We start from the raw sequence: 26,047 nt of genomic DNA, 5'->3' as shown, positions 1-26,047 counted from the left end.
GTCACACACTAGTCTGAATAATGTCGAATTAGGGACCAATCAAAGATGTTTATAGGAAAAATAGGTTGGATTGAAAATCAAGAATTGCAGTCGGCTTCAATGTAAACAAGCTTATAATTTGAAGTGAACAACGCATCGGGTTGTTATAATATAACATCACACTAAATTACCATCATTTCTCATGAAACAGCCATTTATTCTAATCGATGTCATCAATCGCCTCTCCACACGCTATGTAAGCCGTTTCTCGACATGCTTTCGCTCTCTCAAGGGCTTGACTGTTGGCCTAGCATTATTGTGTTTTGCGCCAAATCTATATGCCCACCCTCACTCTTGGATAGAGATGAAAACTCATATTGAGGGAGAGAATGGCATGATCACCGGTCTCTCTATGGAGTGGTCTTTTGATGCAATGACCTCGATGTACATGTTGGATGGAGAAGACGTCTCTGCCGATACAGAAACTGAAACATTCAAAAAGCTCGCTGCGTCTGTAATCGAAAACATGATGTACGAGCACTACTTCACGTACTTTTATGATGGTGAAGAGCCCATCAAATATCAGGTGGTTGAGAACGCAAAGTTTGAGCGTGATAAAGCCAAGATGGTTCTAACATTTGACCTACCACTTTCTAAACCTAAGCCTGTGACACGAAACTCGCTTCGCGTATTGATTTTTGACCCTAGTTACTTTGTCGACATGTCGTGGCTATCCAACAGCGACGTGACATTGTCACCTGAACTAGCAAGACAATGCCATTTAGAATTAATCGAGCCTAACCCGACGCCAGAGCAAATGAGTTATGCAATGTCTTTACCTGTCGATGCAGATCCAGATAACACGCTAGGCCAACTGTTTACACAATCGGTTGAGCTTCATTGTGCGGCGGTTCCCGCTTCTTAGTCGCAGTGGTTCGTTTCAGCCTTTAAGTCAGCGTCTAGCTGATTAAGCATGGCAACTAATTAACAGAAAGATTTCAGATATAGGTTCTTGTTAAATGAAGAAAAATCAATCCAAAATCAATCACTACCTCATTGGTGCTGGCGCGTTCGTGCTTATTGCTATTGGTGCGTATCAACTGTGGTCCATGTGGCCATCGTTAGTTATCTCTAGCATTCAATGGCAAAGAGAAGTCAATTCAGAACTTGCAGACCTGCTCTATGAAGCTAAATCCAACCCTTGGGGCGCAGGCAGTTACCTTATCGGGTTCAGCTTTATCTATGGCATGCTTCATTCTTTGGGGCCTGGGCACGGCAAAGTTATCGTGTCGACTTACTTAGCGACTCACCCAACCAAAGCCAAGGCGAGTTTAGTGCTTACGGTCGTCTCCGCTTTTTTACAAGCATTGGTCGCAATCTTACTAGTAAGCGTGTTGCTGTGGGGCTTTAGTGCTTCCATGCGAGTAGTGAATGACAAAGCGAATATGTTTGTTTCATTAAGCTTTGCCTTAGTCGCGGTCGTCGGCGCACTTATATGTTGGAAGGCTTTGAAAAACATCTACACCGCTATGCGTAAGCCTAAGCTGAAAGTGAAAGCCATCACTACACTCGCAACAGACACAGCTGCGACAATTTCAGCGCGTTCGCCAATGGCACTTCGCTCATCAATATCAGCCCCTTCTCCGATAATCGACGCTACTAGCACAATGCAAGCCGCAGCTAACACTCATGCAGATCATTCTCATGCCGACTGTGGGTGCGGCCACCAGCATGTAGCCGATGCAGACGCAATCAACAAAGCCTCAACGCTCCGAGAATATGCTGGAATTATAGTGACGATTGGCGTAAGACCGTGCACCGGAGCCATCATGGTACTGCTTTTCGCAAACATGGTTGGCCTATATTGGATGGGTGTTGTCAGTGCTTTTTCCATGGCGATTGGTACTGCTTTCACAACCTCGACGATTGCTATAATGACACTAACAGGCAAGAACTTGGTAAAACGCTATTTGGCAGCAGGTAACAAGAATAACAGTGCTTCACTAAAAGCCGCAGGTCATTATTTACAGCTATTCGGTGGTGTTTTACTTGTCTTAATTGGCTTGTTGCTAATGAGTGGACAAGACAGCGGTATGTCGCCTGTTTTCACTATGTAGCGAACGATGTAATAACAAACCTCAGTTTATTGCGACCTTTACCATTTTTACTAAAAAACACTAGCCCTTATCTCTCAAATCTGAATTAACAGCCACATAATTTCTACTAACCTAACTTTGCACAGCCAGTTAGGTTAGTAGTCAACCATTCAGAACAGCGCGCTCTATGTAGTTCTGTAACAAACCTACATCCAACTTTGATTTTCCTATTCTTAGCTACTCTTTCATAAACTAACTTAGATTGTTCTAACAATATTAGAGCACTATCCCCCTCCTTTTGAAAATAAGGACATAACTTCCGCAATCCAGAAACTGCGATCGCACTCTTCCTATTTTGAAAAAAAATAGAGCAGCAGTTTTATCAATTGAGTAACAAGCCGAAATTATACCCAATAAATTTCACATCAAACTCCTAGCCTTTACCTTACAACTACAGATAGAGCTTTCTTCAACCAAATTCTTGGATAACCTATACTCAAAGGTAAACAAATGAAACTATACATTCCGAGCGCCACGCTCAGTGTTTTGTTACTTTCTCCGAGTTTCGCGAGTGCCGAAGATATAAATTGCGTAATTTCTCGATGCGTTCACAAAGCTCTGGGATAGCCCCACCGCAAGAAGTACTCGGCGTTTATGTTGTCAATTCTGGTCCTGGTCTGGATACCGGTTGTACCTATGCTTCTGGCGGACCTCTACTTATCTCTTTACCTGTTCCTATGGTTGTCAGCCCCAACGTTTTACAAAGTGACGGGAGAATTGCTCCGAGTAAACTGGGCGATATGCAGCAAAAAGGCGTTATCGGTTCTAACGCAAGGATCAGCATGCCGGTCTTCGACATAGACTCCAATGCCAACGTCAGTAATATTGCTCCAGAAATAGATATCGTATCTTTTAACGGAAAGTCTTTAGGTACGGTGCAAGGCGCTGATAACCGTTGGACGGATACTAACCTTCAAGTCGATATCAGTGATGTCAAGTTCGGCCAAAACAATGAGATTCGCGTCGATATTGATACTGGCAATACGGGAGACAACTGGTGTATGTCTGTCGATTGGGTCTCAATCGAGTTTGATGTTGCCATTCCTGTGATTCTTGCTCATGGCATTGCTGCACAATCAGACACTTGGGATGATGATACGGCTCCAGGCGTGCTTTCTACACTTGATGACTATGGCATTCGTTATACTCGTTTCTCTGCTGACAAAAATGGAACCACAGCGACTAACGCTAATATCTTGAACAACAAAATTCAGGGTTTTCTCGATGAGTTGAAATCCGACAAAGTTCACGTCATTGCACACAGTAAAGGCGGGCTAGATACCCAAAACCTCAAAGCACTTAGCCCTTCCTTTGAGATAACCTCCCTTTCTACTTTCTCCACACCTCACCTTGGTAGCGTCGCAGCAGATTTGTCGGTGATAAAAATGGACCACTACGCCGATATCTACAGTAACGTCAGTACCGATCCAAATAATTACGCTGGCAAGTACATGCAACTCCCAAATATTCCGTTTGCGGGTCCTAAAATGCCTGGTATCCGTGATCTAACAACGGATACAGCATCAAACGCGATCCAAATGCGTACTCGCGGCAATATTGCAAATACATTTTCTATTGGGGCAAATGCCGATCTCAACCAAGACGGTGTTATTGAGAAAGATCCTGATATCGTTGGCCTATTCCCGTGGGGATCGCGTTGGGCAGGCGTTACCGCTTGGCAGGCGCTAAGAAGCTTTAGTTCTGCGGCCTACCTCGATACTCAAACTCAATCGGTCACAATGCCAAGTGTGCATGGACCACAAGCTCATCCAATCACCATAGTCAGTTACCAAGCCATTCAAACAGTACCGCAAGAAAATGATGTTGTTGTGACCTTGGCAAGCGCTAACCCAAGTTATACCAATGCATTGGGTAACGTATTGGCTAACCACTCAACAATGAAAACGGGACAAAACGTTGAACGTTTTCTACAACAAATTATTTCAATGCGCTAAGGAGTGGCCACAATGAAATTCATCAAGCAATTAGTGATGGTGTTCAGTCTTTTCTGTACCTTCATCACACCGGCTATCGCCAGTAATGCAATACCCGTTGGGATGAGTACAAGCACGACACTATCTCAACCAGTGACTAGTAACGATAACGAAGTCACAATGCTATTTACCATCGACAAAGCGGAAGCCCTAAAAGCAGAAATCATCGTGCCGTTGGATGATGCAACCGTATATTTAGTCAAGCCTAACGGGCAAGTCGCAACATCATCCAATGATGTGCAAGCGAACATACTTTCAGGTGACACACAAAGTCCGCCGCTACCGGGCAGCTATTTATTTTTGCCTGAAGTAACTAACCCTGAACCTGGCGAATGGAAGATCGTCGTTGATTTTCCAAACCTAAGTTACAACACAGTAATTATTGCTCAGGTTGCGATCCAATCCCCTATTGCGTTTGGCATGGCGATAGCTGCAAACCAATTTGTGGTCGGTGAACCAGTTCCCGTTTCTGCATTACTGACAAACAAAGGGAATCCAATCACAGGTGCCCAAACCAGCGCAGTGATCATTGATGAAGCTGGAATAAAAACACGCCTGACGCTTAAAGATGAGGGTGTCAATTTCGATGCTATTGCTAAAGATGGTGTCTACAGCAATATTTTCGTTCCACCCGCTGAAGGGGATTATCTAATTGAAGGCATAACGTCTTTTGAAGAATATGGAACAACTATCACTCGCCAGACAAGTAAAAAAATCCACGTACTACCCTCTGACATTGAATTTGTCAGCCTCTCACTCGCTCCACTGTTTTCCTCTGAAGGCTGTGTTATTGCCTTAGAGCAGCGCTTGGAACTTGATGTTAAATCCGCGGGGGATTTTGCCATTCATGGTTACCTCACCGATGGAATTGACGAGCTGAACACAAGCAAACGTCTGCAACTCAAACCTGCGAAGCAAATCGTCACTCTACAGTACTCAACTGAAGATATTTTTGGCGCGTTTGATTCAGCGTCTACTTTGACCTCCAACCCGACGATCATCTACGCAATCACTCAAGATGACATACGAATTTCAGCCCCTCGAATTCAGTTTGAAGAATTTATTGATTTAGCATCTTTTGAGCGTTGCCGCGAACCGATTGAAGTCACGGGGAGTTTAGTCACCACACCGACTATGTCGCAAGATGGAACCTACATTGATTCGCTGAGTTTTGAGTTTCCTATCCATGTTACGCGCAGTGGAACTTACACAGGTTCGGTAAATATCGTTGGTGCAGCCGGAGAGTATTTAGAGCTAGTGAGTTTCCAAGAACCGCTTGAGGCTGGCGAAAACACCATCAAGTTTACCGTTCCTGGTGACACGTTTAAGCAAGCCGATGGTCCTTATGAACTGAACGCACTGCTAATCTACAGTGGCGTTGACTCCTATCGACAAGGAGTTCTCGGTCAAACTCCACCATACCAAGCCTCTGATTTCAGTCCGCCAGTGAATGTGACCCTCCCCTCTAACCTATTCGGTTTGGAAAGAGAAAACTGGCAAGCAACCCCGGCAACACATGTCACGCAACATCGTGTCGGTGGTTACTTAAGAGCGGGGGCTTCAATCCCATACGACTACGAAACACTAGCGAGTTTTGACTTAAGTGAGGTTCGAGGGAAAATTAAACAGGCAACGCTTATTGTTGATTTCGGAGATTCAACTCTTCAATTTCCATTCAACAATGTAACTGCGCATATCGTTAATCAAACTTGGTCTCCAAACACACTGGATTACGACACGTTCTGTGAGTCTTTTACTATATGTGCAGCATGGAGTAATCCACTCACTACATTCAACAACGTAGAAGCCGGTCAAACGCTTAGGTTTACCAACTCTAAACTATTAGAAGCATTAAATGAGAAGAGAGTGTCTGGGTTGAACAAACTAGATATTGCTCTTACCTCTTCTCCCTATGAAAGAAGTTTCTTCATTAACGTTAAGCAGGTGTCATTATTCATCGAGTACTGATCCTAAAACTGAAATAGAATAAGGCCATGCCCAAGGTATCGCTTTGGGCATGGCCTCTCAGAGTGAACAGTGATGAACTTTGCAAGCTTCATATGTTTATTCTGTTAGAGCAGACTATGCCAGCCCCTCAACAGTAGTGATAAAGCACGCTAATCACTATAGACTCCATCAACCAACAAAATGAGATCGAAGTTTTATCCAAAAAGGCCAGTAGTCCCAACAACCGGGTGACTCCACAGATCTATCCATCCCATCACCAATTTTTTAGGTGACTTTAAAGATGCCCCTACACTAGTCTGATAGCTAAAGTTAGAATAGACCCGTTAAGTATCATCGATTTACAAAACAGAGCCAAAATATCTAAATAAAAACAGTGAGAAGCGATACAATAATCAAGTTGCAAAATTGCAGCGTGGGACACCTGCCCACTGACAGCCCATTCACAGAGAACCATAAAGTAGCCTCACATGTCTAAAGAACCCGGTTTCACTACAGAATACAAACTCGACAAGACGTTTTTCGCGGAGTGTTATGATCAAACTAGCCTTCCGACTCAATTTCCAAAAGCCTACTTAAAAGGAATACTGTTTCTTATTTTTGGTGTGGTTCTGCTGGAGTTTGAACTATTACCTAACGGCTATGTTGGCTGGTTCTTTATTGTTTTGAGTGTGATTGAAGCATTCAGTGTGTACTGCAAAAGAACCTGGTGGTTATGGCGACAAAAAATCAGCTCAGGCGCAGGCAGCAAAATTGTCTTTCAAGGTGACGCTAACGGAGTAAGTTACAAAACCCACAAAGCGACCAACACCATCGCGTGGAGTGACATCGACCAACTTGAGCAGACCGATCTTGGTTTTATCCTGCATATCGGTAAACAGCGCCAATATGTGAGTAAATCTTGTTTAAACGATGAAGCTATTGCCTTCATGATTGAACACCACGCCGCATCAAAAGCGAAATAACACCAATAAATGCCTGCTGACTTAGCAGGCATAATCGAGAAAGCTAAATACGGAACATTGTTATATAGCGTATGTGAGCGCTTATTTGCCGATATGCATGCAGGTTACACTTTAACTAGGGGCAATTTCCTTCTCGAAATTGCCCCTTCCATCGATTGCCCCTATTCATGAAAACCCTTGTTCATGTGCATCCCCCCCCTGTTGAGACTAATATAAACTAGAGCACTATATTAAGAGGGAGTTGCTGAAGGTTTATTGATGAATAATACATCAAAGAATTTGAGGTCACTCCACGCATAAATGATGTCTAGCGTGAAAACCTGAAATGCACACTATCTAATTCTCAAACCAAGAATATTTGGCCAAGGGAAACCAAAAGGCTAGCTAGTAACTCAGGGAACGAAACTACTCAAGCTGCTTTATAAGTTGCTGGGTATTGAACGATACCTTTGTCTAAACTTGATCCTAGTGAATTGAAAGTTTGAAGATCAGCTCCCTGGGAGGCGTCACTTGGTAACGAGAGTCGCCCATCTAACAACCGCTTTTGGCAGCGAAGTAATTTTGTTGATCTCGTATGACTAAACGAAGACATCATGCGACGTTATGTCCACCATAAATACAAGTAACAATGCGTAAAGCAGTAACAACTAGTGCGAGACTGAACCAACGTCCCCTTTTAGGGGGCACATAAAGCCGCCTTATTTAGAAGATGGTAATATACAATTTGATAGTAGATGACCACGCTGGGGCATAAAAATGAAACGTAGCGCTTCGCTAAAAAGCACATATTCAATCAAGTTTATAGTGAGCAGCATGTTCATGTTAGTAACTGCGCTTACAGCGATTTTTGCCATGGTTATGATGCATTATTTTGGGCAGAAAATGTCCCAGGAGCACGTCATCTCAAGGTTAAGCGTAGCAACAGCAGATGTGAGTGAATATATTCACCAAGTCGACAGCAATGCGATCAGTAGTACAAAAATGCTGAAGAGCTTCCTTTCTATGTCTGATCATGACTTTTCAGAGAAAGAAATTCTACAGTTGTTTGCGCAGGTTTTGAGTGAAAACCCTTTTATCCAAAGCTTGTATGTAGGCAGTGAGAACGAAGACTTCTTTCAGATCATTAACCTCAAAAATTCAGTCACCATCCGAAACAAAATGAGTGCGGATAGCAATGACCGTTGGGCTATCGCAAAAGCGAAAGGCACCGGCACTGATCGACAGATGCTCGTTTCCTATGTTGATAGCGACTTTAAGGTTAATCGAACGGTAGTAAGCAAAACGTCCTTTTACCCTACTCGAAGACCATGGTTTGTCGAAGCAGTTGAAACCCACGTTAATAAAACGGAACCTTACCTGTTCAAGAATATGAAGGTGACAGGCCAAAGTTATTCGATTCGTAGCGGCGAGGATGTTATCGGAATTGATGTTGAGCTTTCGACACTCAATGAGAAAATCGCAGCAACCGCATTAGGAATGAGTTTAGAGAGTGGTGTTGAATCGTTTATTTTCAATCATAAAGGTGAAGTGGTTGCGTCAAATATTTACCTAGAGCGCGATATTGAAATTCCTGAATCTGCACCGTTAACTCTTACCGAACCACAACGTGCGCTAGTAATGAACACTCCAGCCTTATTGGTTTCTAACCAAAATGACTGGGGACCTTACGATTTTTCTCAAGCTGGTGAACCGCAAGGTTTTGCTATTGATTTAATTGAAATTTTGTCGCAAAAAACTGGTTTAAAATTCGATTTTATTAATGGTTTTGAATCGAACTCGCTGTCCGAAAGATACTTAAGAGGCACTATCGATGTTTTGCACTCGGTGTCTGGTGAAGTGCCGCTATATGGCGAGCGAAGTGCACCAATGTACTCAACGAAATTAGCGATTGCAGGTAAAAAACACCGTTCCATGCCTGTTTCACTGGAAAACGTTACAGCCAAAGTGGGAGTAGTTTTCGGGTTTGGTATGAAAGAGTGGTTGCAAGCTAATTATTCAGGCTTGAACATTGTTGAATTCAAAAGCTTAAGCGACGCAAAAGATGCGTTAGAGAAAGGCGAAGTGCCATACTTGGTCGATTCATTCCTAACGCTAGATGAGCTTAATAGTTTAGACAACACATCAGCAATAACGGTAAGAAAGTTGGATGCTCCCCCGGCTTCTTATCACATGTACATAAACCAAAAATATGCTGGATTATTAGATGTACTCAATCTTGCCATAGAGTCTATTACGCCTGTTCAACGAGATGCTTTAGAACAAAAATGGCTAGAATCTAATCACTGGCGTGGCACATTCCTACCCTACCCAGAAGTGCTTCAGCTGGTGAAAGATACGCCCAACTACAATACTATTGTGAGACAAAGTATTGAAGGGAAAAACTATTTTGCTTACATAACACCTATATCGAGCTCAGTCGGTAGTGACGATTACTTTTCCGTCATTATCCCAGAAAAAATCATAACCAGTGCCGTCAACAAACGTTTGTTCAACTCTTTATTCATTAGTACATTGTTGATGTTAGGTCTTTTTCCTCTCGCGTGGCGACTGGGTAAACCGATGACTCGATCAATCTATGCACTTAAAGCAAGAACTAAGAAGATTCGTGCACGCAACTTTGATCAAGTTTGGCCAATGACAACCAGAGTCAAAGAAATTGATGAACTTTCCGAAGCCATGATGGAAATGATGGCTGAGATTCAATTGCACGAAAAACAACAAGAAGAATTCATCGAAGCGTTTATTCGCCTTATTGCTCAAGCGATCGATGATAAGTCACCGTACACAGCAGGACACTGTAATCGCGTTCCAGAAATTGGCATGATGCTGGCAAGTGCAGCTGAGAAATGCCAAAGCGGTAAGTTCAAAGACTTTGCTTTCCAAAATGATGCCGAACGAAGAGAGTTTCGTATTGCTGCCTGGTTGCATGACTGCGGAAAAATTACGACGCCAGAACATATTGTTGATAAGGGCACTAAACTTGAAGCGAACTACAACCGAATCAATGAAATTCGAACTCGGTTTGAAGTCCTACGGAGAGATGCAGAAATCGATTACTTAAACGTGTTATTGCACAGTGAGGTAAGTAAGGATAAAGCAAATGCCGAGTTTAAAGAAAAAGTACGCCAGTTGAACGATGACTTTGAGTTCCTTGCCAAGGCTAACATCGGTGGTGAATTCATGAGTGAAGATAAAGTTGCTCGAATTAAGCAAATTGCTGAGAAAACATGGTTACGTTACTTTGACGATCGCTTGGGTTTGTCGCCATTTGAAGAAATGAACAAACCCGAACAGGATTCGTCTCTACCAGTCATGGAAAAACTGCTAGAAGATAAACCTGAGCACATCATTAGACGTGTGCGACCCGTCGAATTCGAACCTGAGCATGGCATCCAAATGCAAGTTCCTGAGCATCAATACAACATGGGTGAGGTATACAATCTAACGATTTCACGTGGGACTTTGACACCTGAGGATCGTTTCAAAATCAATGAGCATATGATTAGTGGGATAAGAATGCTTGAAGCTTTGCCATTTCCACCTGAACTGAGCAATGTACCGCGCTATGCTTCCACGCACCATGAAACACTCAAAGGTAACGGTTATCCACGGAAATTGAATGCCGAGGATTTATCGATACCAGAACGTATATTGGTGATTGCAGACATATTTGAAGCGTTAACCGCAGGAGACCGGCCATACAAGAAAGCGAAGCCTGTGAGTATCGCTATCGATATAATGTATCAAATGGCAGTGGATGAGCATTTGGATATGGACTTATTTTTACTGTTCTTGGAGAGCGGAGTGTACCTCGACTACGCGAAGAAATTTATGCCGGAAGCATATGTTGACGAGGTCGACATTCAAAAATATCGATCTGACTAAACCGAAAAGGTGTCTAGTGGCATAGTAAATTTAGCTACCCAATTCAAAGGTGATGTATAATCAGCGCAATACTTAAAGCAGCGACCTGATCCATAAACGATGAATTGTTTGTCACTTCAGGAAGAGGCATCGCGCCTACGCCAAAGGCGGGAGAACTTATTGAAAAAGCCAGAGAAATCGTAATAGCGATGCAAGCCTTCGCAAGCTCACAACAATACAACCCACTAATAGATGATAAAGTTTTTTCCATCGCGGCTAACGACTATGAAATAGAAACCGTTATAAAACCTATGTTTCATGATTTCCAGAAAGCAGCGCCGATGAGTTCGCTGCACATAGCTCCAGCCAGAACTCAACTTCAGTGGGCTTCATTACTTCGGTCTGGCGATGTAGATTTTGTTTTGTCACCTGAACTAATGAGTAACGAGTCGGATTTAATTCAAACTAAGTTGTTTTCTGACCAAGAGGTCTGTTTTTACAATCCTCAAAAGCAAACACCGCCAACAACGATAGAACAATATTGCTCCAAACCTCACGCCATCATGTCTTTTGAGCATTCTCACCAAACCGAGATAGACACAATACTTAAAAAACGAGGAGTGAAGAGAAAAATCGTGGCTAGTGCGCCGAGTTTTGGGGCGATAGCGTCTTTAATTAAAGGACCCTAGCCAACGTTAATTGCAGCTTCATTGAGTGGAAAAAGTGCTCAACATCAGTGTTGTCCAAAAAACTACTTTTTCCACTCATATTTGCCTTATGTTATAAGAAATGAATTACCCATATTCTACGAGTTAAAGGCTATTAGGTGATTCATCGACGCGTTTTTCTAGGATTTGTTCTAGATTGGTTTATTGTAATTACCCGAATACCTAAAGGCCTCGCAGTTCGAGGCCTTACGTTTTTCATTTAACGTTTACAGCTCCCTACTTCACTGATTTCTTTTGTTAACTTTCCTTACTGACCTAAGTTACTGACTCAGCTCACTGAACTTCGGCAAGCTTTTCACAAACCTCTGGTGTACATCCATATAAGTTTGCATATAGATTTCATCGATATTGTCACTACTCGGGAAGCTGGATGAGAAATCTACGTGGTTGCGGTCGATAGACAATTTAGCGGCCTCGACAATATGAGCGATGAACATTCTCGGATCTTCCAAGCCAATAGAGATACGCATTGTCGTCGGTTTGATACCGGCTTCATTGAGCGCTTCATCACTGAGTTCTGAGTGCGTAGTCAGTGCTGGACACAGCGCCACTGTATTGGTTTGCCCTAAACTTACTTGCATGCCGATAGCGGGCTCAAGCATGTCGAAGAACTGTTTGAAGCCATCTCGATTGATTGGCGCACGGTCGCCATTGCCTTCCATATCGATAGTGAAAAGCGCCGCTGGTAGCCCCAAGTACATGTTGTTCTGGCAGTGTTCATAGTTATCACTATCTGGCAAAGCAGGACACGACACATTGATGTCTGGGTGAGCATCAAAGATCTTCGCGAGAGTCAGTGTATTAATCGTTTTTTGCACCACTCGCATCTCATACGTTTTCATACCATTGAGCACTTCAAACGCTTTATCTGCATCTAGGAATGCACCCTTAATGTAGTACACATTCCAAAACAGCGTTTCGTTCCATAGGATTTTGGCCTCATCACCGTTGGGCTTGGTGAAAGTGACCTCCTCTCCTTTTGGCACAAACATAGTCTCATTGCGACCAATCACAACCCCAGCAGTTGTGGTGCCAGAACCCGCCAGTTCTTTGGTGTAGGAGTGAATCACATAATCTGGTCTTTCCATCACATCGTCACGTTTTAGTACTGGGTGCAACAATGGTGTACCCACTGTTGAGTCAACAATCACATCCCAACCACGAGAGTGACCAGCTTTACTGATGCTAGCAACATCCAACACGTATCCATGCGGGTTACACGGTGACTCTAGGTAAACGTAGATTTTCTTACCTGCAGCGATGCGATCTGCGTATTTATCAGCAACCTCATCAAGGCGCGTCGCAAACTCATCACCGGAGTAACCATCCACCCACTCTACCGCGACATTCAGATTAGAAGGTTTTCCAAACCAATCTTCCAACAGCTGGTAAGAACCACCGTAGATATTGCGTGAAGCCAAAACAATGTCTTCATGCCCGAGCAAGTGGCTCAACAACCCATCAATAGCCGCCATACCCGAGTTAAAGTTCCATGCGAGGTATTCGTTGGCTCTAGAGCCTGCCTCGATATCAACCATATGGTTAGCCAGTGAAATCGATGTAGGGTTAAGCAGTCGAGAATATATATCGTGCAACGGCTCTTTACCGTTAAACGCATCTTCAATCCATTCTGTACACGCAAACAAATAGGTCGCGGTACGTGTAATCACAGGGCTTGCAGAAAATATAGCAGCGACATTATCGAAAATTGGATACGCACCTTTAGACGCAAAATTACCATTATTGGTGGCAATAGACTGGTAAGTGGCGCGCATTGGGTTTTGCAGATTATCGAGGATCTTAGCGATCTGGAATGACAAAAAACGTTTGGCGTTAAACCAAGCGATTCGGTCACTTTTATCGAGCTCTGAAAGTCCATCAACCGTCAATGCCCAAAGATCGTGTGTCTTGGTATTGGCTTGGTACAGTGTCGTCGCCAGTTCAATCAGCGTGATGCCGTAATCGCTATTTGGGACGATACCAAAATGCTTTGCTTGCTCAACGGCAAGAGCTTCTGCTTGTTCGTGTTTGGTGGTTTTACGCAGCGGGCTAAGTTGAGTTGAAGTATTCATAATTCCTAAGTCATTCCATGCTTGTTGTTCCTTCTTTAATTTTAGTTTTGGGCAGATGTTAAAAATTGCTATTTGCGAAGTAAGACATACACTTTGAGCAATAATATTGCCAAACTAAATTCAATATTGATGGATTATGCCAATGGACGAGATCGACAAGAAAATACTGGCTGAACTGCAAAACAACGCTCGGCTGTCTAATCAAGAGTTGGCCGATCGAGTAGCACTGTCGCCCTCTCCTTGCTTACGCCGAGTTCGAGCATTAGAGAAACAAGGGATAATTCGTGGTTACCACGCCAGTGTCGACCAAGAAGCGTGTGGCCTGCCAGTCAATGTGTTTGTGTTGGTGAAACTTGAAAAGCCGACAGAAGAGAACATGCGAGACTTTGAGCAGCACATTGAAGTGATTGACGAGGTGTTAGAGTGTTTTCTGATGACGGGCAATCACGACTACCTATTGCATGTAGTCAGTGAATCGCTAAAAAGCTACGAGCAGTTCATCCGTAAACAACTAACTCGCCTGCCTAATATTGCTTCTATTGAATCCAGCTTCGCCTTCGGTCAGGTAAAAACTAAGACCAAGTTGCCAGTGAGGTAATTAGAAACGACTTAATTTGTCTGTGCTGAAGGCATTGGATAATCATCTCCAATCATACAGATAAGAGCGCCACCAAAAGCTTTTTCGTAACGTATTTTTCCTGTCGCATCTGAGCTTTCTAAACTCGAACTGCCGTCCACAATCTTATTAATTTCTTGTGCGACTTTTGTTGGTACCAACCAGATACAAGCTGCAACAGAGCAAGTGGATGATGACGATTCGCAACCTGTCTCGGAGCTTCCTCTTATCCAAAGACTATCCTTTTCCTTAAGCAGTAATTGCGTTGCTATGTAATCTGGGTGGTCGATGTACTGATCGCCACCTATCCATGTATCTTCATAAGGTAGGTACGGCCCTTTCCATGTGGATAAGCCCGGATTTGCAATTAAGTGATTGATGTTTAAGTAGCCGAAGTTCGTATCGGTATCGGAAGCAATAGGAGGCAGAGAGCCATTATCACGAGAATATTGCTCAGCGGCATCCAAAACAGTATTCAGCTGGCCGATTAGAAATTTTGCCTCGTCGACACGGGACATACGGTTCCCGAAATGGTTGTAGATAAAAAAAGCGGCAATGAGCATCAGTAAGCCAAACGTTACAAGTTTCCATTTTTTTATCTGACGCAGAAGTTTCAACATCTATTTTATCTCTCATCAAGAAGGTTCTGATAACGCTAAGGTCGTCCCTATGAGAAAGATTATACCAGAGTAAAATCAAGCGTTTTGCATTGAAACTTACTTGCCCATGTCTGCGGAAAATAAGCCTAGCTCTAATGTGCCCAACTTCGATTTAGAGCCTCCCTAAAAACAAACAATCATCACACCCGACTTCACTGACTTAACCCTCAAATCAACCTTGTATTGAATTGCTCCGTAAAACAAACCAAAGCGATGGAAATCGATTCGAAGTGATCGTTTTATCGGACTGTCATCTAATTTTTGTACTTTGATATAACAAATAGCTCAAAAATTATTGAGCGATCGTTCAATTTTATCAAATTTTCCACTATAGTTGATTGGTCAAACAACTCACAACAAGGAAAAGTTATGAATCCAAATACCGAATCTCAATCAACGCCGACTCGATCTATCCCTCAAGAAGCATTTGATTGGTACGACGAATATGCACACGGCCTGATTGATCGCAGAGAGTTTATGGCTCGTCTATCTGGGCTAGCTGTACTTGGCTTAACCATGACGACGCTAACTTCTGCACTGATTCCTAATTATGCGCAGGCAGAGCAAGTCTCTTTCAATGACCCTTCCATCAAAGCAACCTACGAGAAGTTTCCTTCACCTAAAGGACACGGCGAAGGCTATGGTTACTTGGTTGTACCCAAAGAGTTAGAGGGCAATGCGCCTGTTGTATTGGTCATTCATGAAAATAGAGGCCTCAATCCATACATAAAGGATGTGGCAAGACGACTCGCAGCGGCGGGGTTTATTGCGTTTGCACCTGATGCACTCTATTCGCTTGGCGGGTATCCAGGTAATGATGATGAAGGTCGAACGATGCAGAAGTCGCTATCAAAAGAGAAAATCGAAGAAGACTTTATCGCAGCGGCAAACTTCTTGAAGTCCCATGAAAAAAGTAACGGTAAGCTAGGCGCAGTCGGTTTCTGCTTCGGTGGCTATATCGTGAATATGTTGGCCGCTGTCATGCCAGAGCAACTCGATGCAGGCGTTCCATTTTATGGTACTCCTGCCGCACCAGATTTAAGAAAAAATGTAAAAGGCCCCTTGCTCATCCAATTTGCGGGAATCGATAAACGCGTGAATGCGACTTGGCCAGATTATGAAGCCGAACTCAAAGAGAACGAAGCAGACTACACAGCTTACATCTATGACGGCGTGAACCATGGCTTCCATAACGATTCAACTGGCCGCTATGCTGAAGAAGAAGCAGAGTTAGCTTGGAAACGTACACTTGAGTTCTTTAACCAAAAGCTTTCTTAATAGTTAGCTTTACTGAACCCGTTTTCTTTAGATTCCGAGTGACTGCCCTATTCCCTACAAAACCCAAAAGGCCTCGCACTCGCGAGGCCTTTGTTGGTCGGTAATCAGTTCCTCCCTTTTCCCATTACCAACAATAGGTTTGAGATGTAAACCAAGGGGGTTAGAAGGGGATTGTCGGTCGAGTCTCACGTACAGAAGCCTCGTTGATTCACTGACTTAACCGCTCATCAATGTAACTTCGCTTCAAACAAACCTATTGACCCGATCGCGCAAATAGATAATATAGATAGCTAGACGTCTACATGTCTTTTATTTATTAAATGGAGTTATCATGAACAGCTACAAAAAAATCACAGCATCCCTGTTGGCATTAGCTTTCGTATTCGGTGTAACAGGATGTGGAAAAAAAGACGAGGCTGTCATCAAGATTGGGGCGACAGTTGGCCCACATGCACAAGTTGTACAAGCTGTTGCCAAAGAAGCAGCAAAGCAAGGGATAAACATTGAACTCGTCGAGTTCTCAGACTATATCACCCCTAACGCAGCATTAGATGATGGAAGTATCCAACTGAACAGTTACCAGCATCAGCCATTCCTCGATAACTTTAATGCCAATCACGATAGCCAGTTAGTTTCTATCGGACGTTCAATTTTGATGCGTATGGGCGTTTACTCGAACAAGTACACTTCGCTTGATTCTATTCCCGAAAACGCTCGAATCGCGATTCCAAACGATCCAACGAATGGCGGGCGTGGACTATTACTGCTTGAAGATGCAGGGCTGATCTCATTAAAAGACAACGCTGGTTTCAACGCGTCTTTAAACGATATTGTTAGCAACCCGAAGAACATTCGATTTGTTGAAGTGGATGCCGCGCAGCTACCCCGCTCTCTTGACGATGTAGATGCTGCTGCAATCACCATGAACTATGTAATGTCGGCTGGACTCGACCCTAAGAAACAAGGCATTTACTTAGAGAAAAAAGACGCACCTTTAGCAGTGATGGTTGTTGCGGCGCGAGAAGAAGACAAAAATAATGAAACGTATAAAAAGATTATCTCAATTTACCACTCACAAGAGATCAATGACTTTTTAGACAGCACTTTCAAAGGCACCATCGAAGCCGCAAATTAAGCTAAATCGTTTCAGATTTGGCGTTGCATGATACTCATAAAGCAACGCCAGATTTGAGTTGGCGGGTTGTCGTTGACGCATTCCAGCTTCTTTTCAAATTAGAGAGCAAAGCTTTAGTTACTTGAATGGAGGTTGAAAACCATATCGTCAGAGCAGATTATGTAAGCATAAAATTCAATTAAATCTGGGGGCTTTGCATGAAAAAAGAAGTGATACTTTTTGATATAAACGAAACGGTTTTAAATTTGGAGTCATTACAGCCTAAATTTAAAGCGGTGTTTGGAAAGGAGGATGCATTATCACTTTGGTTTTCAAAGCTTTTACACTCTTCAACGGTTTGCATCGCAACAAACGTAAAATCTACTTTTTCTGAATTAGCGAATGCAGCGCTCAACGCTATTGCACAACGGTACAAGTGTGATTTAACGGCGGAAAGCAAAGGTGCCTTGTTAACTTCTTTTGCCAATCTACCACCGCACACAGATATCAAAGCGTCTTTGCTCAAATTGCGCGAGAACGGGTTTAAAACCGTCGCTTTTTCCAACTCATCCCTCGATCTCATCACTTCTCAAATCAAGAACTCAGGCTTAGAAGATTATTTCGACACCGTCATTTCCGTTGAAGAAACAGGCAGTTTCAAACCCAATTCAGATGTGTATAACTTTGCAGCCGAAACTTTAAAAGAGCCTGTCGAAAACCTTCGTCTTGTCGCTACTCATGATTGGGACACTCATGGTGCGCTATCCGCTGGCTTACAAGCAGCCTATATAGACCGAACAGGAGTTGAGTATCATTCCTTGTATTTGAAACCGGAGATTAGCTCAAGGACGATGAATGGTGTGGTGGAACAAATAATTAAGCACAATTTAGACAAGTAAAATCTCAAGAGACTTTTCTACTCCTGATTCGATACAACCACCCTGTAGTGGTCAACAAATTCCGGACACTGACTTAACCGCTTTGATCAACCTTGTGTTGAACTGCTCTGGTTATAGAGACGCTGTCGGTTACCTAAAAACTGCAGTTACCTAGCAACAAATATAAGCTAGAAACTACTGTAAGAATGAGGAACGCGTTTGTCTTCATCCCAGCCTAATAGCTCAATATTGATCAATGACTTGCGCTGCTCATTACACAGTGAAGCGATATTGATGATAGGCAGTTGGCTACGAAACTGCGCTGTAAGGATGACCTTTTTACTTTCGTTAAGGCTGCTTCTGCATTGCGACAAAATCGCTTCAGTATCTAGTTGGTGTGCGTTCTCGATAATTTGGATATCAGCATTCTCTTGATAGCAATCTATCAACCAAGATACAGCAGGCTCTTCTATGCTGGTGAGCACGATGACATCTTTTGTTGTGACCAATTCTTTGAGTTCAGATAGTTTGAGTTCAGTTTCCATAAATACCCTCATTCAGCTGAAAATACATTAAAGTCGGTTGCCCAGTTTAGCCTGTGCCAAATGGTAACCTCTGTCTATCATCTCTTGTGAGCGATCGAACTCTAAGGTGCCACAAGCATTACGTGGGATCTCAAGCGTAATATCGGCGGGATAAGCGGCCAGCTTCTGGCGAGCAATGGTCGATTGCATCGCATCAAACGCTTGGTTGGCAATATCGTAAAAAGCAAAATTGAAGCTCATTTTACTTTTTACACTGTTACCGAGATTATCGATAAAGTGAACAACCTTCTCATGCAGGTTACTCTCTTTTGTTGGTAGGGAAACCGGTATCACTTCCTGTTGAAGCATTTCGGGTTCACCACCTAAGTTCACAGCCAGAGTAAAGTCTGTCTTATCACTAAAGGTAGGCGCAATCGGTACGGGATTGAGCACTCCGCCATCAATCAGCACTTCACCATTAATGACATGTGGAGTGAAGAACAGTGGCAAAGAGATGGAGGCGCGAATGGCATCAAACAGAGAACCGGATTGCAGCCAAACCTCTTTTTCTTCGGCGACGTTGGCAGCAACTGCGGTATAAGGGATAGGCAGATCTTCAATTGAAATCTCGCCGATCAGCCCACGCAGTGTGTCGATGATCTTGTCCCCTTTGAACATACCACTCGACTGCCATGAAAAGTCCAACAACATCGCCATATCACCTTGATCGATACTGGTGACCCACTCTTCAAATTCATCCAACTTGCCCGCAGCGTAGACACCACCGATAAGTGCGCCAATTGAACAGCCAGAAATGGATTTTATCTGATAGCCATGCTCAATTAACCAGCGGATGACTCCAACGTGAACCAAGCCTCTTGCGCCACCACTGCCAAGTACCAATGAGATCGTTTTTGCCATCATATTAATCCTTTAGTTTTAAATTCTAGGTGGGCTAACTCGCCGATTTACCAATTCGCCGATCTCAACTCACTGAATCACTCTCAGTCCATACGGGTAATGAAGGTTTGCTCGTCATCGACAAAAGCCACGTAGTCGCCGTGATAGATAAAAACCCGACCACGCCCTTCAACGATACACGCAAGCTGTGGGTTCAAATCTTCTTCAATATCTCTACTTTGAAAAGTGCCGGTATCGGTGATCACACCGCGGAGTTTAGGCAAAAATCCATAACTGCGTTTGGCTTGGTCAATCAGGCTCAACTCGCTGGCGGTAGAAAAGCAAGCTGGGATTGGGCCTGCATCTTCGATAAACATAGTTTTCAGTTCTTCAAAGGCTGTAATTACCAGCCAGTCGATGCCATTTACGTGATGGATAAACATTGTTTATAAATACCTAGTTTCTCGATAACTCTAATGCGGAGATTCTATCACTATCAAGTGCAGAACGTGGGAGAAATTAAGGGACTACAAATAACCAGACACATACTATCTACAGGGTCTAATATTAGTCGTCCGACTCTACGACTAATGTCTAACCGACTGAGTCTATTTGTTTTTTTTGGTTTGGTATAAGGTACTAACAACTAAATGTTAATGAATTTTTAATTATAAGTTGACGCATTGTTTACACTTCATGCCGTGAGTCAACAACGTTTGTTGGAATAACACACCTCAGAGTGTGAACGAAAGGAATCAAAATGAGCACTACTTTAGAGTCCGCACATATACAAACAGAGAAGCCTCAAGCCAATGAGGATGAACTCACCTATGAACAACAACATAAACCAAGCTCAGAGTTTGAATCCCGAGAACAGTATCTAGAACACGAATTGCAAATCATGTCGCCTAAGCGCTGGCGTCCAAATTTGCCGTTTAAAGATTATCGATTTGAGATAGAAGACACCATCCCAGCGATGGCGGCGACCATTGGTAAAGTGGTTATGGTGGGCGCGATTGCAGCCACCTTTGCTGGGGCTCTCGGATTAAATGAAGACTTCATTCTAGAAAACGTTCGTTATGAACTGCTCATCGCCTCTGTTTTCATTATTATTTTCTCTGGCTTTTTATTGCCGACTGCAAACCTCGCAGGGACCCACGGCCCACTTATCCCTTTGATTCCGATTGTGGTTGCAGCAGGTGGACACCCGATGGCGTTTGGCCTGTTGATTGGCGCTTTTGGCCTCATCTTAGCCATCAGTAAAGGTGGCAGCATGTTGGCCAACCTCACCAGTAAAGGCGTGTGTGGCGGCTTATTGCTCTACCTCGGCTTTGTTGGAACCGCCTCTCAAGTGAAAAAGCTTTTCGCTTGGGCTGAAGGAATCGGTATGAGCCACATCGCGTTTGTGGTGATCTTTTGCACCATTATCTTGTACGCGCTACTGGAACACTTCCGCAAACGTTGGTTAGCAGTACCTCTTAGCTGCTTGTTGGGTGGTACGATTGCATTTGCCATGGGCGCCCCATTTGCTTTCCACACTGAGCCAGGCTTGCCCAACATGAACCCTATGTATTGGTGGGGAGAAAATACAGGTTGGATGCTAGGCCTACCGACGATTGAACACTTCATGGTGGTATTGCCGTTTGCGATTCTAGCCGTAGCGATGTGGTCACCGGATTTCTTAGGGCATCAAGTATTCCAAAAGATCAGCTACCCAGAACGTACCGAAAAAGTACACATGAACATCGACGACACCATGACCACGGCATCAATTCGTCAAACGTTCGGTTCTCTGCTTGGCGGTACTAACTTTACGTCTTCATGGGGGACTTATATCGTACCGGCTGCGATTGCTAAACGCCCTATCCCTGCTGGCGCTTTGCTCACGGCTCTGTTCTGTATCATCGCCGCTGTTTGGGGTTACCCGATGGATCTAGCTATCTGGCAACCTGTACTGTGTGTGGCGCTAATTGTTGGGGTATTTGTGCCATTGCTAGAAGCTGGAATGGAAATGACTCGTGAAGGAAAAACCACACAATCAGCAGCGATTGTTGTATTTTCTTCAGCGCTCGTTAACCCAGCATTTGGTTGGGCTCTCACCATGCTGTTGGATAACTTAGGCTTAGTCGGTTGTAAAGAACGTAGTAGTGAACTGAGTAAAATGAGCCGCTGGGTGTTGCCTGGCACTATGTTTATTGTGCTAAGTGGCGTAATGGCGTTGGTTGGCCTTCTACCGGGGATTCCAGCGATTATCCCGAGCTTTCGCTAGGCTCGATTAATATTGAGTTTCAGTCGGACCACAAAAAGGCCTCGCACATGCGAGGCCTTGTTTTATCTATCAACGATTACAACTTAAACGCTTTCATCAACGTTATATTGAACGGATCTAGCATCAAAGCCTCTCAAATGAACTTAAACGCTCTCTTTAGATTAACGTTCGAGGGAGAGATCATTCTTTGCTATTGAACATATGGCTATAGTTGTAACGATCGATATTCAGTTACTCCCCCTCTCCCATTAGCTTTTACCTATACTAGCTAGAGATTAGAGATGTAAATGACCAATCTGACACTTACAAAAAATGTAAGTTGTCATCAAACCTTAAACATTAGAGCAAAAACTCAGCTTAGATAGTTCAAGTTTAAATGTTAGCGTAATGTTACATATGCAAACCAACAGTACGAGATATGCAGCACGTAAAACTCTTAAACCGCAACACCTTCGCTGGGCTCGCAGCAACATTAGTTGGGAACGGGATTGGTCGCTTTGCCTACATAGCATTAATGCCTGTGCTCATTCAAAGTGGGTGGTTCTCAAGCGAAGATGCCTCCATACTCGGCGCAGCAACACTGATTGGCTATATATTCGGAGCTCCTGCATCGAGCTTTTTACAAAGATATTATTCAACAGGCACACTCATACGTGCCTCTTTGTTGTTAAGTAGCTTTAGCTATCTTGGTTGTGCCTTAAAATCTGCGCCCTTTGAATGGTTTTTAACGCTTAGAACCATTGCGGGTATATCAGGTGCCGTACTCATGGTACTCGCACCACCCGTGATCACCAGCCTTCACCCTCAAGAGATGAAAGCAAGAATCAGTGGCGTTGTATTTTCAGGCATTGGACTCGGCGCCATGATTTCAGGAACAATCATACCTTTGCTTATCTACCAAAGTGTTGAAAGTGCATGGTTAGGTATGGGAGCGATCGCTTTTCTCGCAACTGTCCTGACGTGGAAAACATGGGCTCTTGAAGCTAAACCAAACCATTGTGATAAAAGCCCATCGACGTTTGATGCCTTATCTAAGAATAAGCGCATTAGTATTAGCTGCGTACTTTTAGCCTACACCTTTAGCGCCATTGGTTATTTACCTCATACTCTTTTTTGGGTCGACTATATTGTTCGAGAGCTAAAAATGAGTTTTGCGAGCGGTGGTTTTTATTGGGCTGTGTTTGGAATAGGAGCAGCGATTGGGCCAATAGTAACTGGTATATTAGGGGATAAATTTGGACTTAAAAAAGCACTATTAGCGGCGTTTATTTGTAAAGCTGCTGGGGTTGCTCTTCCACTATTAAGCACCAGTGAAACAGCACTTTTTGCTTCATCTTTGTTGGTCGGTATGTTTACGCCTGGCACCGTAACACTGGTATCAACCTACACCTTAGAAATCGTCGGGACTCAGCTCCATACGAAATCTTGGGGAGCAATGACAATGGCTTTTGCTATATCGCAAGGAATAGTCGGCTTCGTTATGGCTCACTACGCCCCTCAACTCACCAGTTATAACCTCTTATTTATGATCAGCGCGAGTGCACTGATTTTGTCGATACTCTGCATCGCATTTACATCAACTAAACAGCAGACATTAAACACTGCTCAAACAAGTTCTTAGCAAAGGAATCGCTCATGAAACTGTATTTAAACGACACCTCTCCATTCTCCAGAGCAGTGCTGGCAACGGCCTATTTGTGTGATGCTCCAATGGTTCTTGAATGGGTCGACCCGTGGCAAACACCCAGCACATTGGTCGCAGTTAATCCATTTAGTACCATTCCGGTTCTAGAAACCAGTGATGGGGTTGCACTGACCGAGAGTTTAACGATCTGTGAGTTCCTCATGCAAGCATACCCAACAGAAAAACTAACAGTGACCAAGGCTAGCGACACACAACGTATGTCGTTATTGGGAGTGAGTAAAACGTTGATGGAAGTGGCCTTTCGGTGTGCTGCACTGAGCCGCTTCGAAGCTGAGCAAAACGAGCTAACGATTAGGGGAAAGGAAGGTATTAAAAGAAGCGTTAAAGCACTTATCGGGCAGTTGAATAACAATGACGATTTGCTTGAACCTGACTTCTCAACATTGTACCTGCACGTCGCATTAGATTACGTCTTATTCAGGCATGCTAATTTGCTTTCAGCAGAAGAGCGCGACATCCTCACTACTGCCTTACATAATTCGCCGTTTAAAGACACATTGGCAAAACTTAGCCTAGAGTCGCTTTCAAAAAAGCTTAACTATTGCGAATACAAAAATTCTTAATCACTTTGAACAGTGTTGTGTTGAACGAGTAGCTATAAATTTACGATGGTAAAACCAAATCAACTCGAGAGCCATTCGTCCAGTACTGTGATGAATTTAGGGTTGATTAGATAACCGATAGAAGCATGGGGATTGCTTTTTCCATTGCGAATATTGAGGTTATAAATCGGGTGGATATCTTTCATTCCACCGGGTATCAGATCCAGTTTGAGCATATCTTTAAAGTCATTTCTAATTTTGCTGTCATGAGAGATAAAATCATCTTCTGCCGATATGTTTATCCATTGCTGAATGTTTAAAGGGTACTTCTTCTCATCTTTCAAGCGACTCCCTTTTAGCCTGTCTTTTACGTTTTCATCACCTAAAGGTGACCCAAGCGTCAGCAATAAGTTAACCTTCTTATCCGCACCATAGTCATGCCTATACTCTCCGTAATGAGACAACTTCCATAACACGTCATAACTGATCATCGACCCAAGGCTGTGCGATACAATCATCACATCATCCTGATTATCAAGCGCTTCCTTCAATTCAACCATTAGCCTATGCCTGACATCGCTACCAAAATAGGTGTCTTCATTCCAATAATGCGCCATATCCGGCGCGACCTTCGTTATGAGTGTCTCAGCCACACCCAACTTTCCAAATAGCGATGAAAAAGTATCTGCTAACGCCTCTTTTAGAAAACCAATTTGAGATACCTTGTTATACATTGTTTTATTGAACTGGTTTGTCTTGTACTTTTTGAGTTCAGACAACGCTTGTTGTCGACTTGCAGGATCTTCCGTTGGTTTCTCTAACAAGGTGTTTGATAGTTCACCGTAATAGACAAACCGTTTATCGACATCTTTAAAAGCTTGTAACGAACTTGAGTCTCCACAATCTCGCTGCAAACCATGCTCTATAGCCTCGTACCAGAGTGCTTGAAGTGTAGTGGATGATTGATTTTGGCCCGCAGATTAGAGGTTTTGCAATACTTCAGGTAATTCGTGAAAAGCTAGTTTAGGATAATCACTGCAAACTTTTGTCCATTTCCTTCCAACTACAATCGTGATGACCAAATTAAAAAGGAGGTCATCATGGTAGTTTTCAACAAAACGAAACGAAGTGGCGTCAAAAAGCCTTTTCGGCTTGAGGAAATTTGGCGGATCAGAACCAGATTAGAAATTGAAAATAATTTGATGCAGCTTGCATTGCTCAACTTAGCTATTGATAGCAAACTTAGAGCAAGTGAATTGCTCGTTCTCAGAGTTTGCGATGTATCTTCGCAAGATAGGATATTTAACCGCGTTAAGCATATCCAGCGCAAAACAGATATTGAAGTTCAATTTGAGATAACGACAAGAACTCAACAGAGTCTAATGAAATGGATTTTGATGGCTTCGCTACATGACAGCAATTTTATTTTCCCAAGCCAAAGGCGAAAGCAACAACCGATTAGCTATTCGTACTATCGATACTTAGTGAGGAGATGGGCTTCTAATCTGGGGTTGGATCCTAACTTGTATGGCACTCACTCGATGAGGCGAACAAAAGCGACGTTAGTCTACGCAAAAACGAAAAATATCCGAGCGGTGCAGCTACTACTTGGTCATACCAAGGTAGATAATACAATCCGCTATCTTGGGGTTGAATTAGAAGACGCATTGTTGCTTTCAGAAGGTACTGAGTGTTAATCGAAAAGGAACCTAAATACTTAGGTGTTTCAATTGCTATTACGCTGAAAGTTGTTACCCATTCACCGCTACACTTGATTATTTTCAATACGTTAAGTGCAAATACTACTAATCTGTCCAAGGTTTAGAGGACCTTGAACAG

20 protein-coding genes and 1 pseudogene are annotated in these 26,047 nt (G+C 43.3%); 15 read left to right on the top strand and 6 right to left on the bottom strand.

The features are described 5' to 3' along the window. The first annotated feature begins 181 nt into the window (after nucleotides 1–181). From ACED41_RS03065 to ACED41_RS03035, 7 genes are all read left to right on the top strand, one after another. Nucleotides 182–904 carry a DUF1007 family protein gene (locus ACED41_RS03065; protein WP_029235926.1) on the top strand — a complete coding sequence of 241 codons (723 nt, stop codon included), beginning with the start codon at nucleotides 182–184 and terminating at the stop codon, nucleotides 902–904. A 94-nt stretch (nucleotides 905–998) separates the two neighbouring features. Continuing rightward, nucleotides 999–2,096, top strand: coding sequence for a nickel/cobalt transporter (locus ACED41_RS03060; protein WP_017059100.1), 1,098 nt, complete (start codon nucleotides 999–1,001; stop codon nucleotides 2,094–2,096). Between the two features lie 566 nt (nucleotides 2,097–2,662). Continuing rightward, nucleotides 2,663–4,090, top strand: a complete 1,428-nt coding sequence (locus ACED41_RS03055) for an esterase/lipase family protein (protein ID WP_371724447.1) — start codon at nucleotides 2,663–2,665, stop codon at nucleotides 4,088–4,090. A gap of 12 nt (nucleotides 4,091–4,102) precedes the next feature. Further along, complete coding sequence (locus ACED41_RS03050; protein WP_371724446.1) at nucleotides 4,103–6,097, top strand: choice-of-anchor X domain-containing protein; 1,995 nt, start codon at nucleotides 4,103–4,105, stop codon at nucleotides 6,095–6,097. Between the two features lie 467 nt (nucleotides 6,098–6,564). After that, nucleotides 6,565–7,059 (top strand): YcxB family protein, encoded by a 495-nt coding sequence (locus ACED41_RS03045; protein ID WP_371724445.1) that lies wholly within the window; start codon nucleotides 6,565–6,567, stop codon nucleotides 7,057–7,059. Nucleotides 7,060–7,815: 756 nt separating this feature from the next. Then, nucleotides 7,816–10,944, top strand: coding sequence for an HD domain-containing phosphohydrolase (locus tag ACED41_RS03040; RefSeq protein ID WP_371724444.1), 3,129 nt, complete (start codon nucleotides 7,816–7,818; stop codon nucleotides 10,942–10,944). 104 nt (nucleotides 10,945–11,048) lie between these two features. Continuing rightward, nucleotides 11,049–11,612 (top strand): LysR substrate-binding domain-containing protein, encoded by a 564-nt coding sequence (locus ACED41_RS03035; protein ID WP_229647242.1) that lies wholly within the window; start codon nucleotides 11,049–11,051, stop codon nucleotides 11,610–11,612. Nucleotides 11,613–11,911: 299 nt separating this feature from the next. On the opposite strand, the gene ACED41_RS03030 is transcribed toward ACED41_RS03035, so the two are convergent. Next, nucleotides 11,912–13,723, bottom strand: a complete 1,812-nt coding sequence (locus ACED41_RS03030) for a PLP-dependent transferase (protein ID WP_102333220.1) — start codon at nucleotides 13,721–13,723, stop codon at nucleotides 11,912–11,914. A gap of 142 nt (nucleotides 13,724–13,865) precedes the next feature. Here ACED41_RS03030 and ACED41_RS03025 point away from each other — a divergent pair, with 142 nt between their 5' ends. After that, nucleotides 13,866–14,321, top strand: coding sequence for an Lrp/AsnC family transcriptional regulator (locus ACED41_RS03025; RefSeq protein ID WP_017059083.1), 456 nt, complete (start codon nucleotides 13,866–13,868; stop codon nucleotides 14,319–14,321). A gap of 11 nt (nucleotides 14,322–14,332) precedes the next feature. Here the strand turns inward: ACED41_RS03025 and ACED41_RS03020 are convergent, their stop codons facing one another. After that, complete coding sequence (locus tag ACED41_RS03020; RefSeq protein ID WP_371724443.1) at nucleotides 14,333–14,959, bottom strand: type II secretion system protein; 627 nt, start codon at nucleotides 14,957–14,959, stop codon at nucleotides 14,333–14,335. A gap of 408 nt (nucleotides 14,960–15,367) precedes the next feature. On the opposite strand from ACED41_RS03020, the gene ACED41_RS03015 reads away from it, so the two are divergent. The 3 genes from ACED41_RS03015 to ACED41_RS03005 all read left to right on the top strand — a co-directional run bounded on the left by ACED41_RS03015 (nucleotide 15,368) and on the right by ACED41_RS03005 (nucleotide 18,289). Continuing rightward, entirely contained in the window at nucleotides 15,368–16,276 is a 909-nt protein-coding gene (locus ACED41_RS03015; protein WP_017059076.1) for a dienelactone hydrolase family protein, read from the top strand. A gap of 331 nt (nucleotides 16,277–16,607) precedes the next feature. Further along, nucleotides 16,608–17,411: a MetQ/NlpA family ABC transporter substrate-binding protein gene (locus ACED41_RS03010; RefSeq protein ID WP_017059075.1), complete on the top strand. Its 804-nt coding sequence runs from the start codon at nucleotides 16,608–16,610 to the stop codon at nucleotides 17,409–17,411. Between the two features lie 197 nt (nucleotides 17,412–17,608). Beyond that, entirely contained in the window at nucleotides 17,609–18,289 is a 681-nt protein-coding gene (locus ACED41_RS03005; RefSeq protein ID WP_017065459.1) for a haloacid dehalogenase type II, read from the top strand. Nucleotides 18,290–18,456: 167 nt separating this feature from the next. Here the strand turns inward: ACED41_RS03005 and ACED41_RS03000 are convergent, their stop codons facing one another. From ACED41_RS03000 to ACED41_RS02990, 3 genes are all read right to left on the bottom strand, one after another. Further along, nucleotides 18,457–18,825: a hypothetical protein gene (locus ACED41_RS03000; RefSeq protein WP_065583528.1), complete on the bottom strand. Its 369-nt coding sequence runs from the start codon at nucleotides 18,823–18,825 to the stop codon at nucleotides 18,457–18,459. Between the two features lie 15 nt (nucleotides 18,826–18,840). Further along, the gene (locus ACED41_RS02995) at nucleotides 18,841–19,713 is read right to left on the bottom strand and encodes a patatin-like phospholipase family protein (protein WP_065583529.1); all 873 of its coding nucleotides are present in this window, start codon (nucleotides 19,711–19,713) and stop codon (nucleotides 18,841–18,843) included. 83 nt (nucleotides 19,714–19,796) lie between these two features. Next, entirely contained in the window at nucleotides 19,797–20,135 is a 339-nt protein-coding gene (locus ACED41_RS02990; protein WP_017059071.1) for a hypothetical protein, read from the bottom strand. Nucleotides 20,136–20,452: 317 nt separating this feature from the next. On the opposite strand from ACED41_RS02990, the gene ACED41_RS02985 reads away from it, so the two are divergent. The 3 genes from ACED41_RS02985 (at nucleotide 20,453) to ACED41_RS02975 (ending at nucleotide 24,229) form a co-directional block, all read left to right on the top strand. Next, the gene (locus tag ACED41_RS02985) at nucleotides 20,453–21,961 is read left to right on the top strand and encodes a DUF3360 domain-containing protein (RefSeq protein ID WP_371724442.1); all 1,509 of its coding nucleotides are present in this window, start codon (nucleotides 20,453–20,455) and stop codon (nucleotides 21,959–21,961) included. Between the two features lie 418 nt (nucleotides 21,962–22,379). Then, the gene (locus ACED41_RS02980; protein ID WP_371724441.1) at nucleotides 22,380–23,582 is read left to right on the top strand and encodes a YbfB/YjiJ family MFS transporter; all 1,203 of its coding nucleotides are present in this window, start codon (nucleotides 22,380–22,382) and stop codon (nucleotides 23,580–23,582) included. 14 nt (nucleotides 23,583–23,596) lie between these two features. Then, a complete protein-coding gene (locus tag ACED41_RS02975) occupies nucleotides 23,597–24,229 on the top strand; it encodes a glutathione S-transferase family protein (RefSeq protein ID WP_017068008.1) in 633 nt (210 codons plus the stop codon). A 59-nt stretch (nucleotides 24,230–24,288) separates the two neighbouring features. Here the strand turns inward: ACED41_RS02975 and ACED41_RS02970 are convergent. Further along, nucleotides 24,289–25,158, bottom strand: a pseudogene (locus ACED41_RS02970) (hypothetical protein); the annotation flags it as partial. A 150-nt stretch (nucleotides 25,159–25,308) separates the two neighbouring features. Between ACED41_RS02970 and ACED41_RS02965 the strand changes: the two are divergent. Next, complete coding sequence (locus ACED41_RS02965) at nucleotides 25,309–25,905, top strand: tyrosine-type recombinase/integrase (RefSeq protein ID WP_371724440.1); 597 nt, start codon at nucleotides 25,309–25,311, stop codon at nucleotides 25,903–25,905. Nucleotides 25,906–26,047 lie beyond the last annotated feature (142 nt).

Source organism: Vibrio sp. 1F255, from assembly GCF_041439145.1.
Lineage (GTDB): Bacteria > Pseudomonadota > Gammaproteobacteria > Enterobacterales > Vibrionaceae > Vibrio > Vibrio crassostreae_C.
Note: the sequence above shows the minus strand (reverse complement) of the source record. Positions and strands in the feature narration are given on the sequence as shown.